The 14,188-nt window shown below is 55.3% G+C and carries 17 protein-coding genes and 1 pseudogene; 13 read left to right on the forward strand and 5 right to left on the reverse strand.

The annotated features are described in order from the left end of the window. Both DOU50_RS03880 and DOU50_RS03885 read right to left on the reverse strand, forming a co-directional pair. Nucleotides 1-957 (reverse strand): annotated as a pseudogene (locus DOU50_RS03880) (FdrA family protein); the annotation flags it as partial. Nucleotides 958-1,063: 106 nt separating this feature from the next. Further along, nucleotides 1,064-1,669, reverse strand: a complete 606-nt coding sequence (locus DOU50_RS03885) for an ankyrin repeat domain-containing protein (RefSeq protein WP_024907675.1) — start codon at nt 1,667-1,669, stop codon at nt 1,064-1,066. Nucleotides 1,670-1,989: 320 nt separating this feature from the next. Here DOU50_RS03885 and DOU50_RS03890 point away from each other — a divergent pair, with 320 nt between their 5' ends. Next, nucleotides 1,990-2,919 carry a LysR substrate-binding domain-containing protein gene (locus DOU50_RS03890; RefSeq protein ID WP_148768860.1) on the forward strand — a complete coding sequence of 310 codons (930 nt, stop codon included), beginning with the start codon at nt 1,990-1,992 and terminating at the stop codon, nt 2,917-2,919. On the opposite strand, the gene DOU50_RS03895 is transcribed toward DOU50_RS03890, so the two are convergent. Next, complete coding sequence (locus DOU50_RS03895) at nt 2,916-3,074, reverse strand: YqaE/Pmp3 family membrane protein (RefSeq protein WP_032645235.1); 159 nt, start codon at nt 3,072-3,074, stop codon at nt 2,916-2,918. The genes DOU50_RS03890 and DOU50_RS03895 overlap by 4 nt on opposite strands. Before the next feature lie 181 nt (nt 3,075-3,255). Between DOU50_RS03895 and DOU50_RS03900 the strand changes: the two genes are divergently transcribed. The 3 genes from DOU50_RS03900 (at nt 3,256) to DOU50_RS03910 (ending at nt 4,345) form a co-directional block, all read left to right on the forward strand. After that, nucleotides 3,256-3,555 (forward strand): ArsR/SmtB family transcription factor, encoded by a 300-nt coding sequence (locus tag DOU50_RS03900; protein ID WP_024907677.1) that lies wholly within the window; start codon nt 3,256-3,258, stop codon nt 3,553-3,555. A gap of 9 nt (nt 3,556-3,564) precedes the next feature. Next, complete coding sequence (locus DOU50_RS03905) at nt 3,565-4,086, forward strand: rhodanese family protein (RefSeq protein WP_024907678.1); 522 nt, start codon at nt 3,565-3,567, stop codon at nt 4,084-4,086. 79 nt (nt 4,087-4,165) lie between these two features. Continuing rightward, nucleotides 4,166-4,345, forward strand: coding sequence for a hypothetical protein (locus DOU50_RS03910; protein WP_023308920.1), 180 nt, complete (start codon nt 4,166-4,168; stop codon nt 4,343-4,345). Between the two features lie 38 nt (nt 4,346-4,383). Here the strand turns inward: DOU50_RS03910 and stpA are convergent, their stop codons facing one another. Next, nucleotides 4,384-4,788 carry a DNA-binding protein StpA gene (gene stpA, locus DOU50_RS03915; RefSeq protein ID WP_024907680.1) on the reverse strand — a complete coding sequence of 135 codons (405 nt, stop codon included), beginning with the start codon at nt 4,786-4,788 and terminating at the stop codon, nt 4,384-4,386. Between the two features lie 494 nt (nt 4,789-5,282). On the opposite strand from stpA, the gene alaE reads away from it, so the two are divergent. Beyond that, nucleotides 5,283-5,732, forward strand: a complete 450-nt coding sequence (gene alaE / locus DOU50_RS03920) for an L-alanine exporter AlaE (protein WP_008502567.1) — start codon at nt 5,283-5,285, stop codon at nt 5,730-5,732. Nucleotides 5,733-5,764: 32 nt separating this feature from the next. On the opposite strand, the gene DOU50_RS03925 is transcribed toward alaE, so the two are convergent. Then, entirely contained in the window at nt 5,765-6,109 is a 345-nt protein-coding gene (locus DOU50_RS03925) for a DUF2002 family protein (RefSeq protein WP_024907681.1), read from the reverse strand. Nucleotides 6,110-6,269: 160 nt separating this feature from the next. Between DOU50_RS03925 and DOU50_RS03930 the strand changes: the two genes are divergently transcribed. From DOU50_RS03930 to proX, 8 genes are all read left to right on the forward strand, one after another. Then, the gene (locus DOU50_RS03930) at nt 6,270-6,596 is read left to right on the forward strand and encodes a DUF883 domain-containing protein (RefSeq protein WP_008502569.1); all 327 of its coding nucleotides are present in this window, start codon (nt 6,270-6,272) and stop codon (nt 6,594-6,596) included. A gap of 252 nt (nt 6,597-6,848) precedes the next feature. Continuing rightward, complete coding sequence (nrdH, locus tag DOU50_RS03935) at nt 6,849-7,088, forward strand: glutaredoxin-like protein NrdH (protein ID WP_148768861.1); 240 nt, start codon at nt 6,849-6,851, stop codon at nt 7,086-7,088. Continuing rightward, nucleotides 7,085-7,495, forward strand: a complete 411-nt coding sequence (nrdI, locus tag DOU50_RS03940) for a class Ib ribonucleoside-diphosphate reductase assembly flavoprotein NrdI (RefSeq protein ID WP_032647987.1) — start codon at nt 7,085-7,087, stop codon at nt 7,493-7,495. The genes nrdH and nrdI overlap by 4 nt, the downstream gene beginning before the upstream one ends. Further along, nucleotides 7,468-9,612 carry a class 1b ribonucleoside-diphosphate reductase subunit alpha gene (gene nrdE / locus DOU50_RS03945; RefSeq protein ID WP_148768862.1) on the forward strand — a complete coding sequence of 715 codons (2,145 nt, stop codon included), beginning with the start codon at nt 7,468-7,470 and terminating at the stop codon, nt 9,610-9,612. Before nrdI ends, nrdE begins: the two co-directional genes overlap by 28 nt. Nucleotides 9,613-9,621: 9 nt before the next feature. Continuing rightward, nucleotides 9,622-10,581, forward strand: a complete 960-nt coding sequence (gene nrdF, locus DOU50_RS03950) for a class 1b ribonucleoside-diphosphate reductase subunit beta (protein ID WP_032647991.1) — start codon at nt 9,622-9,624, stop codon at nt 10,579-10,581. 331 nt (nt 10,582-10,912) lie between these two features. Beyond that, nucleotides 10,913-12,115: a glycine betaine/L-proline ABC transporter ATP-binding protein ProV gene (gene proV / locus DOU50_RS03955; RefSeq protein ID WP_148768863.1), complete on the forward strand. Its 1,203-nt coding sequence runs from the start codon at nt 10,913-10,915 to the stop codon at nt 12,113-12,115. Next, entirely contained in the window at nt 12,108-13,175 is a 1,068-nt protein-coding gene (gene proW, locus DOU50_RS03960) for a glycine betaine/L-proline ABC transporter permease ProW (RefSeq protein WP_148768864.1), read from the forward strand. The genes proV and proW overlap by 8 nt, the downstream gene beginning before the upstream one ends. 9 nt (nt 13,176-13,184) lie before the next feature. Next, on the forward strand, nt 13,185-14,180 hold the full coding sequence (proX, locus tag DOU50_RS03965; protein WP_032647997.1) for a glycine betaine/L-proline ABC transporter substrate-binding protein ProX: 996 nt from the start codon (nt 13,185-13,187) through the stop codon (nt 14,178-14,180). The last annotated feature ends 8 nt before the right edge of the window (nt 14,181-14,188 follow it).

Raw genomic sequence — 14,188 nt, forward strand, 5'->3', positions numbered from 1 at the left:
CAGATCAAGGGACTCTTTTTTGATGCCGGTGAGCAGGACCGCCTTCAGGGCTGCCTCTTTGGTGCCGCGCGCAAACTGCAGGCCGCCCTCATCGGCGGGCGGTTCGCTGCGCCCGAGGAAGCAAACAACCACCGGCTTGCGGCAGGCTCTGGCGCGGGCCAGAACCTTTTCTGCCACGGCAGGCGCCGCTGGTTTGGAGATCAGCGCAATCACCTCTGTGCCCTCGTCGGCTTCGAGCATGTCGATGGCGTCGAGCATCATCAGACCGCCAATTTTCTCGCTGAGATCGCGCCCGCCGGTGCCAATCAGCTGCGATACGCCGCCGCCGAATTCGTGAATGCGCACGCTCAACTCCTGGCTGCCGGTGCCGGATGCGCCGACGATGCCAATCGAGCCGCGGCGCACCGCGTTAGCAAAGCACAGCCCCGCGCCGTTGATGATGGCGGTGCCACAGTCCGGCCCCATCATCAGCAGCCCTTTCTGGTGCGCCAGCTGCTTCAGCGCCAGCTCGTCGTTGAGCGACACGTTATCGGAGAAGAGCATTACGTTGAGATCGTTTTCCAGCGCCTGACGCGCCTCGCGGGCGGCGAAGGTGCCGTTGACGGAAATCACCGCAAGGTTGCTGTCCGGGCGATGGGTTTTGGCACTGGCAATCGTCGCGTAGCGAGCTTCATGGGAACCTGCGCTCTCTTTACGCGTGAACAGCGCTTCAATAGCGGCCAGCGTTTCATCATTCGCCGCGTCGCCTTTAATCACGATCATCAGGTCGCCGTTTTTGGCTTCCGCTAATTCCGGCGTTAATAGCCCGAGGTTTTTTAATACGCCTTTATTCATCTCCGTCGCCATGGCCACAAACGCCTGGTCGACGCCCGGCAATTTATTGGCTTTGGTGGAAACGGACATTAATGACACCGAATCAAAATACGTATTCTTTTTTATAACGATTTTGGTTGGCATTGTTTTCTCCTGAATACGGATAAAAGGGGGCCGCCGTCGTGCAAAATGCACGTCGGTAAAAATACTTTTGAATTAACGGCCAGCCGGAAATGGCTGGCCGATTGCTTTACGCGCCCGCCGCCAGCAGCAGGTCGGCAATCTCAGTGAAGCCTTTCTCCCGTGCCAGCTCGAGCGGGGTTTTGCCGTATTTGTCGGTCATGTGCGGGTTCGCGCCGTGATCCAGCAGCAGCTTCACGATCGCCTGCTGCTTTGCGCCGCCGTCGTTTAGGACGATGGCTTCCAGCAGCGGCGTCCAGCCAACAAAGTTGGTGTGGTTGACGTTGATATCGGTTTTTTCCAGCAGCTCGCGTACGATCTCCACGTGCCCTTTTTCACTGGCTGGCGTAATGCCCACGCCGCCAAAGCGCGTCAGGCGGTCGAGATCCGGGTTCGCGGGCAATACCAGCCGCAGGAGAGTTAAATCATTCGTCAGGCAGCTAATGAGGAAAGGGTTAAAGCAGGTTTGGTCCTGTTTATCAATATCCGCTCCGGCGGCAATTAATAACTCTACGCAGGCATAATGTTTTTTCAGGCTGGCAATAATAACGGCGGTTCTTTTCTGGCGGTTGGTGGCGTTAATATCCACGCCTTTCTCCAGACAAGCTTTTAGCGCATCGCTATTGCCCTCCTCTGCCGCCAGCAGAAATTCAGTAACGAGTTCAGTTGCAGACATATTCAGACTCCTGATGTTTTTATTTCTGTTGACCTGAGAATAGCAACAGCCTGGTCATAAAAGAATCCGCTTAAAAATGATTCATCGACAGTCAATTCATTGTTGAGTTAAATTCAACAAACCGGTCAAAACGTGCGTCTGTGCAACCTTTTTCTTATGTTTATCCGCTTTTTAGCGCTCGAGACTGCATTATGCTTATGCCTGATGAAGCCTTACGCACCAGGGCTTTAAGCAAAGATCCAGAACTGTGATCGGCTTCAAATGCGTTGTAACAACGCTGTTAAAATATGTTCAAAACTGATGGCTGAAGGGAGTGAGATATGAATTCCATCTTTACCGAAGAGAACCTGCTGGCCTTTACTACCGCCGCACGCTTCGGCAGCTTCAGCAAAGCCGCCGCCGAGCTGGGCGTCACCACGTCCGCCATCAGCTACACCATTAAGCGCATGGAGACCGGGTTGGACGTCGTGCTGTTTGTGCGTAACACGCGCAGCATTGAGCTGACCGAGTCCGGCTTTTACTTTTACCGTAAGGCCACCGACCTGCTTAACGACTTTCACGCCATCAAGCGCGGGATTGATACCATCTCACAGGGCATCGAGGCGCGGGTGCGCATCTGTATTAACCAGCTGTTGTATACGCCGCGCCATACCGCGCGGCTTCTGCAGGTGCTGAAAAAGCAGTTTCCCACCTGCCAGATCACCGTCACCACGGAGGTCTATAACGGCGTGTGGGACTCCATCATCAACAACCAGGCCAATATCGCCATCGGCGCACCGGACACGCTGCTCGACGGCGGCGGGATTGACTACACCGAGATCGGCGCCATCCGCTGGGTCTTTGCCATCGCGCCGGAACACCCGCTGGCCTTCGTCCCGGAACCGATAGCGGAAAGCCAGCTGCGCCTGTACCCCAACATCATGGTGGAAGATACTGCGCACACCATTAACAAGAAGGTCGGCTGGCTGCTGCACGGACAGGAAGCCATTCTGGTGCCGGACTTTAATACCAAATGCCAGTGTCAGATCCTGGGCGAAGGGATAGGTTTTTTACCGGAGTATATGGCGCGGGAAGCGGTGGAAGACGGGCTACTGGTGACGCGGCGTATCAATAACCCGCGTCAGGACTCGCGCATGCTGCTCGCCACGCAGCATGCCGCGACCGGCCAGGTCACGCGCTGGATCAAACAGCAGTTTGGCTCCCAGGGCGTGCTGACCGGGATCTACAGCGACTTACTCTGGCGTGCTTAGTTCTTACTCTGAACCCAAAAGGCATGGATAAGACCCGGGATGTAACCCAGCAGCGTCAGAATAATGTTGATAATAAACGCCCAGCCGAAACCTTTGCCCAACAGCACGCCCAGCGGCGGCAACAGGATGGTAAAAACAATACGCCAAAAACCCATATCAAAACTCCGTGCAAGCTAATCCATTGAAAATAATAAAGAGAACTATCTCTAAGCATAGCCAGTTTACCTGTCTGCGCCAGTTCTCTCCCCTGCGTTTACCCTCTTTTACGCTTTTGACGCTGGCGTAATACGCACAATTACTTTAGCATTATCTTAATTAAGCAAATACTAAACTATCATGACCGAACTCGAACAGCTTCAGGCCAGCGCAGAGCAGGCCGCAAACCTTTTAAAAGCGATGAGCAACCCGCGTCGGCTGCTGATCCTCTGCACCCTGTGCGGCGCCCCCGGCACCAGCGCGGGGGAACTGGCCCGCGCGACGGGGCTAAGTCCTTCCGCCACGTCGCAGCATCTGGCGCGCATGCGTGAGGAAGGTCTTATCGACAGCACCCGCGACGCGCAGCGCATTCTCTATTTCATTAAAAACGATGCGGTGCATCAGCTCATCAGCACCCTAAAAACCCTTTATTGCCCGTAAGGAGCCGCCATGTCACTTCCCCTTATTTCACCGCGCGAGGCCAGCGCCCGCATCGCTGAAGGCGCAAAACTGATTGATATTCGTGATGCCGACGAGTACGCCCGCGAGCATATTCCCGCCGCGCAGTCCGTGCCGCTGGATACCTTACCCGGCGGTCTTAACGCTCAGGCGAGGGATACGGTGATTTTTCACTGCCAGTCTGGTGCCCGCACCTCAGGCAATGCCGACCGCCTTGCGCAGGCCGCCGCGCCCGCTCAGGCATTTGTGGTCGAAGGGGGCATTCAGGGCTGGAAGCAGGCCGGGCTGCCTACCGTCGAAGACAAATCCCAGCCGCTGCCGCTGATGCGTCAGGTGCAAATTGCTGCCGGGCTGCTCATTCTCTGCGGCGTGGTGCTGGGCTATAGCGTCTCCGGCGCTTTTTTCCTGCTCAGCGGTTTTGTCGGAGCCGGGCTGGTGTTCGCCGGTGTGACGGGCTTTTGCGGTATGGCGCGACTGCTCAGGGTAATGCCCTGGAACCGGCGTACCTCATAAGCAGTAATCGGTGAAATACGCTGTACCCGGCGTCATGCGTGGGCTAAGGTGAAGATCGCTAAAACGATGAGGAGGTAATATGTTTTCTGTCGGTGATTATGTGCAACCGCGTAAAGGCGGCCCGAAACTGAAAGTGCTCGAAGTGAACGGTGACAGCATTGTGGCGGTTCAGGCCAGCAATGAGCAAGGCGAGAAATATACTCTGAAAGCTGCCGATGTGGCGCCGTATACCGAAGAAGGCGATTTCGGCGTCTGCTGAACAGCCAGCCGGGCGGCGTGTACCGCCCGGCTCACCTGTCAGATCAGAAAATCATCCAGCGATTTACCGTTTGCCAGCGCGTTGGCAATAGGCTTCGGCGTGCGGCCCTGGCCGGTCCACGTTTTCTCTTCACCGTTCTGGTCAATAAAACGATATTTTGCTTCACGCGGCTTGCGCTTTTTCGCTGGATTACCCGTCAGTGCCCTTTCAGAGCCCAGAAGGTCAGTCGGTGAAATACCATCGGCTTTCATCAGTTCCAGCAGGGCATTAATTTTTTCCTGCTGTTCAGCACGCTGCTGCTCTAATTCCGCCAGCTCACTCCGTTTCTCTTCAGTAACGACCCTGACCTTTTCCAGCGTTTCCTCAAGAACGTCCAGGGATAATTCACGCGCCATGGCGCGCAGAGTTCGGATATTATTAAGATTCTGTAACGTCAAAGACATATTATTTGAAAACCTTCTCTTTAGGGTAAATAGATAAATCGTCGACAGAATAATTCATTTCCGCTGAAATATCTACCCGTGGGGCCGCCCTGCCAGTAGCGTAAATATGTTTAAATATCACTGCGAATATTATCTTATAACGCCTGCGGGATACGCATGGATTCAATCATCGCATCAATATAAATGGTCAACTTTAATCAAAATTTCAGCATTCTACGCCTCACACAAGAGGAACGATTCTCCCCCTGGCGCCATAAACACCAACCATCTGATTTAACTGAAAAAACAGCCAATCGAGACAGATTATAACGAACCGGTGAAAAAACAATCACTTTTAGAGAATTTTGTGGACAAAAGGCGATTAAATAAAAATTAATCACTAGTTGTTAGTTCAAACACAGAGATATACTCTATACACGTCAAACAAACCAACCTAAAGCACTAATCGCTTCAGGAAAATCGTTTCTTTTGTGTTCTTCTCAAGGAGTTCAGACATGTTCTCACCGCAATCACGCCTTCGCCATGCCGTGGCGGATACTTTCGCGATGGTTGTCTACTGTTCCGTTGTGAACATGCTGATCGAAATATTCCTCTCCGGAATGTCCTTCGAGCAGTCACTTTCTTCTCGTCTGGTGGCGATCCCGGTCAATATAATTATTGCATGGCCTTACGGCTTATACCGCGATGCCGTCATGCGTTTTGCGCGTCGTATCAGCCCCGCAGGCTGGGTGAAAAACCTGGCGGACGTTCTGGCCTATGTGACGTTCCAGTCGCCGGTTTACGTGGCCATTCTGCTGACAGTGGGTGCAGACTGGCACCAGATCGCTGCGGCGGTCAGTTCGAATATTGTGATTTCAATGCTGATGGGTGCGGTATACGGCTATTTCCTCGACTACTGCCGCCGCCTGTTTAAGGTCAGCCAGTACAGTCAGGCAAAAGCGTGATGTGAAGCGACTGGCGCACGCCAGTCGCAAATTTACTGTACGTCGCCAAACAGTCCCTTCAAAAACCGCTCCAGCGCCATGCGTGAACTGAAGCCATGCGGAATACCATAATGCTCATGCCGTTCACCGCCCAAATAGAGCGGAAATTGCTGATAGTGATCGCAGGTTTTAATATCCGAGGCAGGCTCAGCAAATGACAGACTTCTGTCTTTCAGCGTCGGGTGAATAATGAGAGCGGTACGTCCCATTCTTGCTTCACGATTAACGTAAACATAATTATCGCCGCGGCGATATCCATACGCTTTTGGTGTCACCTCATCCATGGTGAATCCCTCTTTTTCAAGAACGCGCGCCACCTCATCAGGTCGTAAATACATATCTTTTCCTCGTTATCTTTTCCTGCCCGGCAACCTTACAGTATTCAGCATTAGCAGGGCTTTCAGAATAATCCATAAACTGCCGGATAACGCGTGATGCGCTTCAGATATTAAATTTCTGAACTAAACTGAACGGGAACACAAAATTACGGAGGATCGTATGTTTAACAGACCGAACCGAAACGATATTAATGACGACGCTCAGGATATTCGTAATGATGTCAGCCAATTAGCGGACACGCTCGAAGAGGTGCTGAAGTCCTGGGGAAGTGACGCGAAGGACGAAGCGGATGCCGCAAAACGTAAGGCTCAGTCTCTGCTCCGTGAAACCCGCGCACGCTTAAACGGCCGCACGCGTACGACACAGGCTGCCTGCGATGCGGTCAGCTGCGCAACGACCTTCGTGCGCGAGAAACCGCTCTGTACGCTCGGCACGGTAGCGGCCGTCGGTATCTTTGTGGGCGCTCTGCTTAGCCTGCGTAAATAACCTGCTCACGCACCGTTATCTGCCCCGGTGGTCAGTGGCTGCCGGGGCTTTTCTTTGCCTTCTCGCCTGTAAAACCCGTATAGCCTGCCCTGCCCCGCTGTGCTCATCATCGGGACAACATCAATCTAAATTTCCCATATCTTGTATGGTTGAAACTTAAGACAACTACATCTAGTATTCCTTTTAGCAAGACACACACAACCTGACGCGATGACTCGCGCCGTTCTCTCATTTTAAATGGAAATACGAATCATGAGCATTATTATTTACACTCGTAACGATTGTGTTCAGTGCCACGCGACCAAACGGGCAATGGAAAGCCGCGGCGTGGCGTTTGAGATGGTGAATATTGACCAGCAGCCCGAGGCCGCCGATACCCTTCGCGCGCAGGGTTTCCGTCAGCTTCCGGTGGTGGTGGCCGGGGAGACCAGATGGTCTGGCTTCCGCCCGGACATGATCAACCGCATCGCCGCGCAGGCCGCCCGGGCATGAGTGGGCTGGTGTTCTTCTCCAGCAGCTCGGAAAACACGCTCCGCTTTATTGAGCGCGTCGGGCTGCCTGCGGTGCGCATTCCCCTTAACGAGCGGGAGCGGATCCGGGTAGAGGAACCTTACATTCTGGTGGTGCCCAGCTATGGCGGAGGCGGTACGGCGGGCGCTGTGCCTCGCCAGGTGATCCGCTTTCTGAACGATCCCCATAACCGGGAGCTGATCCGCGGCGTCATTGCGGCGGGGAATCGCAATTTCGGCGATGCCTTTGGCCGCGCCGGAGATGTCATCTCTCAAAAGTGCGGCGTGCCGTATCTCTATCGCTTTGAGCTGATGGGGACGCAGCAGGACGTCGAAAACGTGCGTAAAGGAGTGAACGAATTTTGGCAACGACAACCGCAGAACGGATAATGCAGGCGACGCCGGATTACCACGCATTAAACGCCATGCTTAACCTCTATGACCGGGAGGGACGCATTCAGTTTAATAAAGACCGTGAGGCGGTGGACGCCTTTTTTGCCGCCCACGTGCGGCCCAACAGCGAGACTTTTGCAAGCCAGAATGAACGTCTCGACTATCTGGTTAACGAGGGCTACTACGACGCGCGCGTCCTCACCCGCTACGAACGTGCCTTCGTCGTGAAGCTGTTTGAACGCGCCCACGCCAGCGGCTTTCGTTTCCAGACGTTCCTTGGCGCGTGGAAATACTACACCAGCTATACCCTGAAGACCTTCGACGGTAAACGCTACTTAGAAAGCTTTGAAGACCGCGTGGTGATGGTCGCGCTGACCCTGGCGCAGGGCGATGAAGCGCTGGCGGAACAGCTCACCGACGAGATCCTCTCCGGACGCTTCCAGCCCGCCACGCCAACCTTCCTCAACTGCGGCAAGGCCCAGCGCGGTGAGCTGGTCTCCTGCTTCCTGCTGCGCATCGAAGACAATATGGAGTCGATTGGCCGCGCGGTGAACTCGGCGCTGCAGCTTTCCAAACGCGGCGGCGGCGTGGCGTTTCTGCTCTCTAACCTGCGTGAAGCGGGCGCGCCGATCAAGCGCATCGAAAACCAGTCCTCCGGCGTGATCCCGGTGATGAAGATGCTGGAAGATGCGTTCTCCTACGCCAACCAGCTTGGCGCGCGCCAGGGCGCGGGCGCGGTTTACCTGCACGCGCACCATCCGGACATTCTGCGTTTTCTCGATACCAAACGCGAAAACGCCGACGAAAAAATCCGTATCAAAACCCTGTCGCTGGGGGTGGTGATCCCGGATATCACCTTTAAGCTCGCCAAAGAGAATGCCGAGATGGCGCTCTTCTCGCCGTATGACATCGAGCGAATTTACGGCAAGGCCTTTGGCGACGTGGCCATCAGCGAGCTCTACGACGAACTGGTGGCCGACGATCGCATTCGCAAAAAAACCATCAACGCCCGCGATTTCTTCCAGACGCTTGCCGAAATTCAGTTTGAGTCCGGCTATCCGTACATCATGTTTGAGGATACGGTGAACCGCGCGAACCCGATTGCCGGGCGCATCAACATGAGCAACCTGTGCTCGGAGATTTTGCAGGTCAATAGCGCGTCAGCCTACGACGAAAACCTGGACTACGCAGAGATCGGCAAAGACATCTCCTGCAACCTCGGGTCGCTGAATATCGCCCACACCATGGATTCACCCGACTTTGGCCGCACGATAGAAACCGCCATTCGCGGGCTGACGGCGGTGTCGGACATGAGCCACATCCGCAGCGTGCCGTCTATTGAAGCGGGCAACGCCGCGTCGCACGCCATCGGGCTGGGGCAGATGAACCTCCACGGCTATCTGGCGAGGGAAGGCATCGCCTACGGCAGTCCGGAAGGACTGGACTTCACCAACCTCTATTTTTACACCGTCACCTGGCACGCGCTGCACACCTCAATGATGCTGGCGCGCGAGCGCGACCAGCGCTTCGCGGGCTTTGAGCAGTCCCGCTACGCCAGCGGGGAATATTTCAGCCAGTATCTGGAAGGCGACTGGCAGCCGAAAACCGAAAAAGTGCGCGAACTGTTTGCTCGCGCGGGGTTTACCCTCCCGACGCGTGAGATGTGGCAGCAGCTGCGTGACGACGTGATGCGCTACGGCATCTACAACCAGAACCTGCAGGCGGTGCCGCCAACCGGTTCGATCTCCTATATCAATCACGCCACCTCGAGCATTCACCCGATCGTATCGAAAATTGAAATTCGCAAAGAAGGCAAAACCGGGCGCGTTTACTACCCTGCCCCGTTTATGACCAATGAGAACCTGGCGCTCTATCAGGACGCGTATGAGATCGGGCCGGAAAAAATCATCGATACCTACGCGGAGGCGACAAAACACGTGGATCAGGGGCTGTCGCTGACGCTGTTCTTCCCGGATACCGCCACCACGCGGGATATCAACAGAGCGCAGATCTACGCCTGGAAGAAAGGCATCAAAACGCTCTACTACATTCGCCTGCGCCAGCTTGCGCTGGAAGGCACCGAAATTGAAGGCTGCGTGTCCTGCGCGCTGTAAGGAGAAAGGATGAAACTGTCACGCGTGAGTGCCGTTAACTGGAACAAAATCCAGGACGACAAAGACCTGGAGGTGTGGAACCGCCTGACCAGCAACTTCTGGCTGCCGGAAAAGGTCCCGCTCTCCAACGATATTCCGGCCTGGCAAACGCTGAGCCACGCCGAGCAGCAGCTGACGATCCGCGTTTTTACCGGCCTGACGCTGCTGGATACCATTCAAAATACCGTCGGCGCACCGGCTCTGATGAGTGACGCGCTGACGCCGCACGAAGAGGCGGTGATGTCGAACATCAGCTTTATGGAGGCGGTGCACGCCCGCTCCTACAGCTCGATTTTCTCCACCTTGTGCCAGACCAAAGACGTGGACGCGGCCTATGCCTGGAGTGAAGCGAGCGAGTCATTGCAGAGAAAAGCGGAGCTGGTGCTGACGTATTATCGGGCCGACGAGCCGCTGAAGAAGAAGATCGCCAGCGTGTTTCTGGAATCGTTCCTCTTCTATTCCGGGTTCTGGCTGCCCATGTACTGGTCGAGCCGGGGCAAGCTCACCAACACCGCCGATTTGATTCGGCTCATCATTCGTGATGAAGCGGTGCACGGGTATTACATCGGCTATAAGTATCAGAAAGGGCTGGAGAAAGTCAGCGAGGCAAAGCGCGAGGAGCTTAAAGGCTTTGCGCTCGATTTGCTGATGGATCTGTACGACAACGAGCTGAGCTATACCGAGGAACTGTACGCCGGCACCGGCTGGGAGGACGACGTGAAGGCCTTCCTCTGCTACAACGCCAACAAGGCGCTGATGAACCTGGGTTATGAGGCGCTTTTCCCACCGGAGATGGCGGAGGTGAACCCGGCGATTCTGGCCGCGCTGTCGCCCAACGCCGACGAAAACCACGATTTCTTCTCCGGGTCGGGCTCATCGTACGTGATGGGCAAAGCGGTGGAAACCGAGGATGAAGACTGGGATTTTTAATGAACGTTAACGTTCGTTAATTTAATATAAACCCAACAATTTCCTCTCTAATATTTACAAAGCAACTACACTGTCATTTCCGAGTCATATTCGCCTGAATCATTCCGAACCAGGCGAAATTCCCCGATGCAGCAGCAAAAAATTGAGAAAAATTCAAAACGCCCTCAGCCCTTTATTCATGGGAAATTCAGCCGTTTCGCTTCCCTTAAAATTCACGTCATAAGCAAACCCAGGGTTGTCTCAGATTCTCAGTATGTTAGGGTTATGCCCGTTAACAATTTACCATGGTAATCATATCGACATAAACAAATAACAGGACACTCTCTATTGCATGGCAATTAAATTAGAAGTGAAAAATCTTTATAAAGTATTTGGCGAGCATCCGCAGCGCGCATTCAAATATATTGAAAAAGGCCTTACGAAAGAGCAAATTCTGGAAAAAACCGGACTATCGCTTGGCGTTAAAGACGCCAGTCTGGCCATTGAAGAAGGCGAGATTTTTGTCATCATGGGATTATCCGGTTCGGGTAAATCCACTATGGTTCGCCTTCTCAATCGCCTGATTGAACCCACCCGCGGGCAGGTGCTGATTGACGGCGTGGATATCGCCAGAATATCAGACGCTGAGCTTCGCGAGGTGCGCAGAAAGAAGATCGCAATGGTGTTCCAGTCATTCGCGCTAATGCCGCACATGACGGTACTGGATAATTCCGCCTTCGGCATGGAATTAGCCGGCACGCCGGCTCAGGAACGTCAGGAAAAAGCCCTTGATGCATTGCGTCAGGTCGGGCTGGAAAATTATGCGCATGCGTACCCGGATGAACTTTCCGGCGGTATGCGTCAGCGCGTTGGATTAGCCCGCGCATTAGCCATTAATCCAGATATTTTATTAATGGATGAAGCCTTCTCCGCCCTCGATCCGTTAATTCGCACCGAGATGCAGGATGAGCTGGTAAAATTACAGGCTAAACATCAGCGAACCATTGTCTTTATTTCCCACGATCTGGATGAAGCCATGCGTATTGGCGACCGTATTGCCATTATGCAAAACGGTGAAGTGGTGCAGGTCGGCACGCCGGATGAAATTCTCAATAATCCGGCGAACGATTATGTCCGCACCTTCTTCCGCGGCGTGGATATTAGCCAGGTCTTTAGCGCCAAAGATATTGCCCGTCGAACGCCGAACGGCATTATTCGTAAAACCCCAGGTTTCGGCCCGCGCTCGGCGCTTAAGCTGCTGCAGGACGAAGACCGTGAATACGGTTATCTGGTTGAACGCGGCAATAAATTTGTTGGCGTTGTCTCCATCGACTCCCTGAAAACCGCGCTTGGCGAAAACCGGGGAATCGATGCGGCGTTAATTGACGCTCCGCTTGCAGTGGACGCCGAAACGCCGCTCAGCGAGTTGCTCTCTCACGTAGGGCAGGCGCCGTGCGCCGTGCCGGTCGTGGGCGAGGAACAACAGTACGTCGGCATCATCTCAAAACGGATGCTGCTGCAGGCTTTAGATCGCGAGGGGGCAAACAATGGCTGATCAATCAAACCCGTGGGGCACCACTGAAGCAGCGGACAGCGCTGCGCAATCCGCCGACGCGTGGGGTTCCACGCCAGCCCCAGCCGACGGCGGCGCGGCAGACTGGCTGAACAGCGCACCCGCGCCTGCGCCAGAACACTTCAACATCATGGATCCGTTCCATAAAACGCTGATCCCGCTGGACAGCTGGGTGACGGAGGGGATCGACTGGGTGGTCACGCACTTCCGTCCGGTTTTCCAGGGGATCCGCATCCCGGTGGATTACATCCTGAACGGCTTCCAGCAGTTGATGCTGGGCATGCCGGCGCCGGTCGCCATTATCCTGTTCTCTCTGATCGCCTGGCAGTTTGGCAGCGCCGGGATGGGGGTCGCCACGCTGATTTCGCTGATTGCCATTGGCGCGATTGGCGCGTGGTCGCAGGCGATGATCACCCTGGCACTGGTGCTGACCGCCCTGCTCTTCTGCATTGTCATCGGCCTGCCGATGGGGATCTGGCTGGCGCGCAGCCCGCGGGCAGCGAAGATTATCCGTCCGCTGCTGGATGCAATGCAGACCACCCCGGCGTTCGTCTATCTGGTGCCTATCGTGATGCTGTTCGGCATCGGCAACGTGCCGGGCGTGGTGGTCACTATTATCTTTGCCCTGCCGCCGATTATTCGTCTGACCATTCTCGGGATCAACCAGGTGCCTGCGGACCTGATCGAAGCGTCACGCTCGTTCGGTGCCAGCCCGCGCCAGATGCTGTTTAAGGTTCAGCTCCCGCTGGCCATGCCAACCATCATGGCGGGCGTTAACCAGACGCTGATGCTGGCACTCTCAATGGTGGTGATTGCCTCGATGATCGCCGTTGGTGGTCTCGGTCAGATGGTGCTGCGCGGCATTGGCCGCCTCGACATGGGGCTGGCCACCGTCGGCGGCGTCGGCATCGTGATCCTCGCCATTATTCTTGACCGCCTGACTCAGGCCGTCGGTCGTGATTCACGCAGTCGCGGCAACCGTCGCTGGTATACCACCGGCCCTGTCGGGTTACTCACCCGCCCTTTCACGAAGTCAAAATAAGGAACAACGATGCGACATAACGTACTTTTTGCCACAGCGTTTGCCACCCTTGTCTCCACCAGCACCTTCGCGGCTGACCTGCCGGGCAAAGGCATTACCGTGCAGCCGGTGCAGAGCACCATTTCGGAAGAGAGCTTCCAGACGCTGATCGTCAGCCGCGCGCTGGAGAAGCTGGGCTACACGGTCAACACGCCGAGCGAAGTGGATTACAACGTGGGCTACACTTCGATTGCTTCCGGTGACGCCACCTTCACCGCGGTGAACTGGCAGCCGCTGCACGACGATATGTATGCCGCCGCCGGTGGCGACAAGAAATTCTACCGCGAAGGCACCTTCGTGACCGGCGCGGCGCAGGGTTATCTGATCGACAAGAAAACCGCCGATAAGTACCATATCACCAACATTGAACAGCTGAAAGATCCGAAGATCGCCAAACTGTTCGACACCAACGGTGACGGCAAGGCCGACATGATGGGCTGCTCGCCGGGCTGGGGCTGTGAAGCGGTGATTAATCACCAGAACAAAGCCTTCGATCTGGCGAAAACGGTCGACGTGAGCCACGGCAACTATTCAGCGATGATGGCCGACACCATTGCCCGCTTCAAAGAGGGTAAACCGGTGATCTACTACACCTGGACGCCGTACTGGGTGAGCGACGTGCTGAAGCCGGGTAAAGACGTGGTGTGGCTGCAGGTGCCGTTCTCCTCCCTGCCGGGCGAGCAGAAAGACATCGACACCAAGCTGCCGAACGGCATGAACTACGGCTTCCCGGTGAACACCATGCATATCGTGGCCAACAAAGCCTGGGCGGAGAAAAATCCGGCGGCGGCGAAGCTGTTCTCGGTGATGAAGCTGCCGCTGGCGGACATCAACGCCCAGAACGCGATGATGCACGCGGGTAAATCCTCCGAAGCGGATGTGAAAGGCCACGTGGACGGCTGGATCAAAGCCCACCAGCAGCAGTTTGACGGCTGGGTGAAAGAGGCGCTTGCGGCGCAGAAGTAACCCCCCCC

Source organism: Enterobacter sp. C6 (assembly GCF_008122455.1).
GTDB lineage: Bacteria > Pseudomonadota > Gammaproteobacteria > Enterobacterales > Enterobacteriaceae > Enterobacter > Enterobacter pseudoroggenkampii.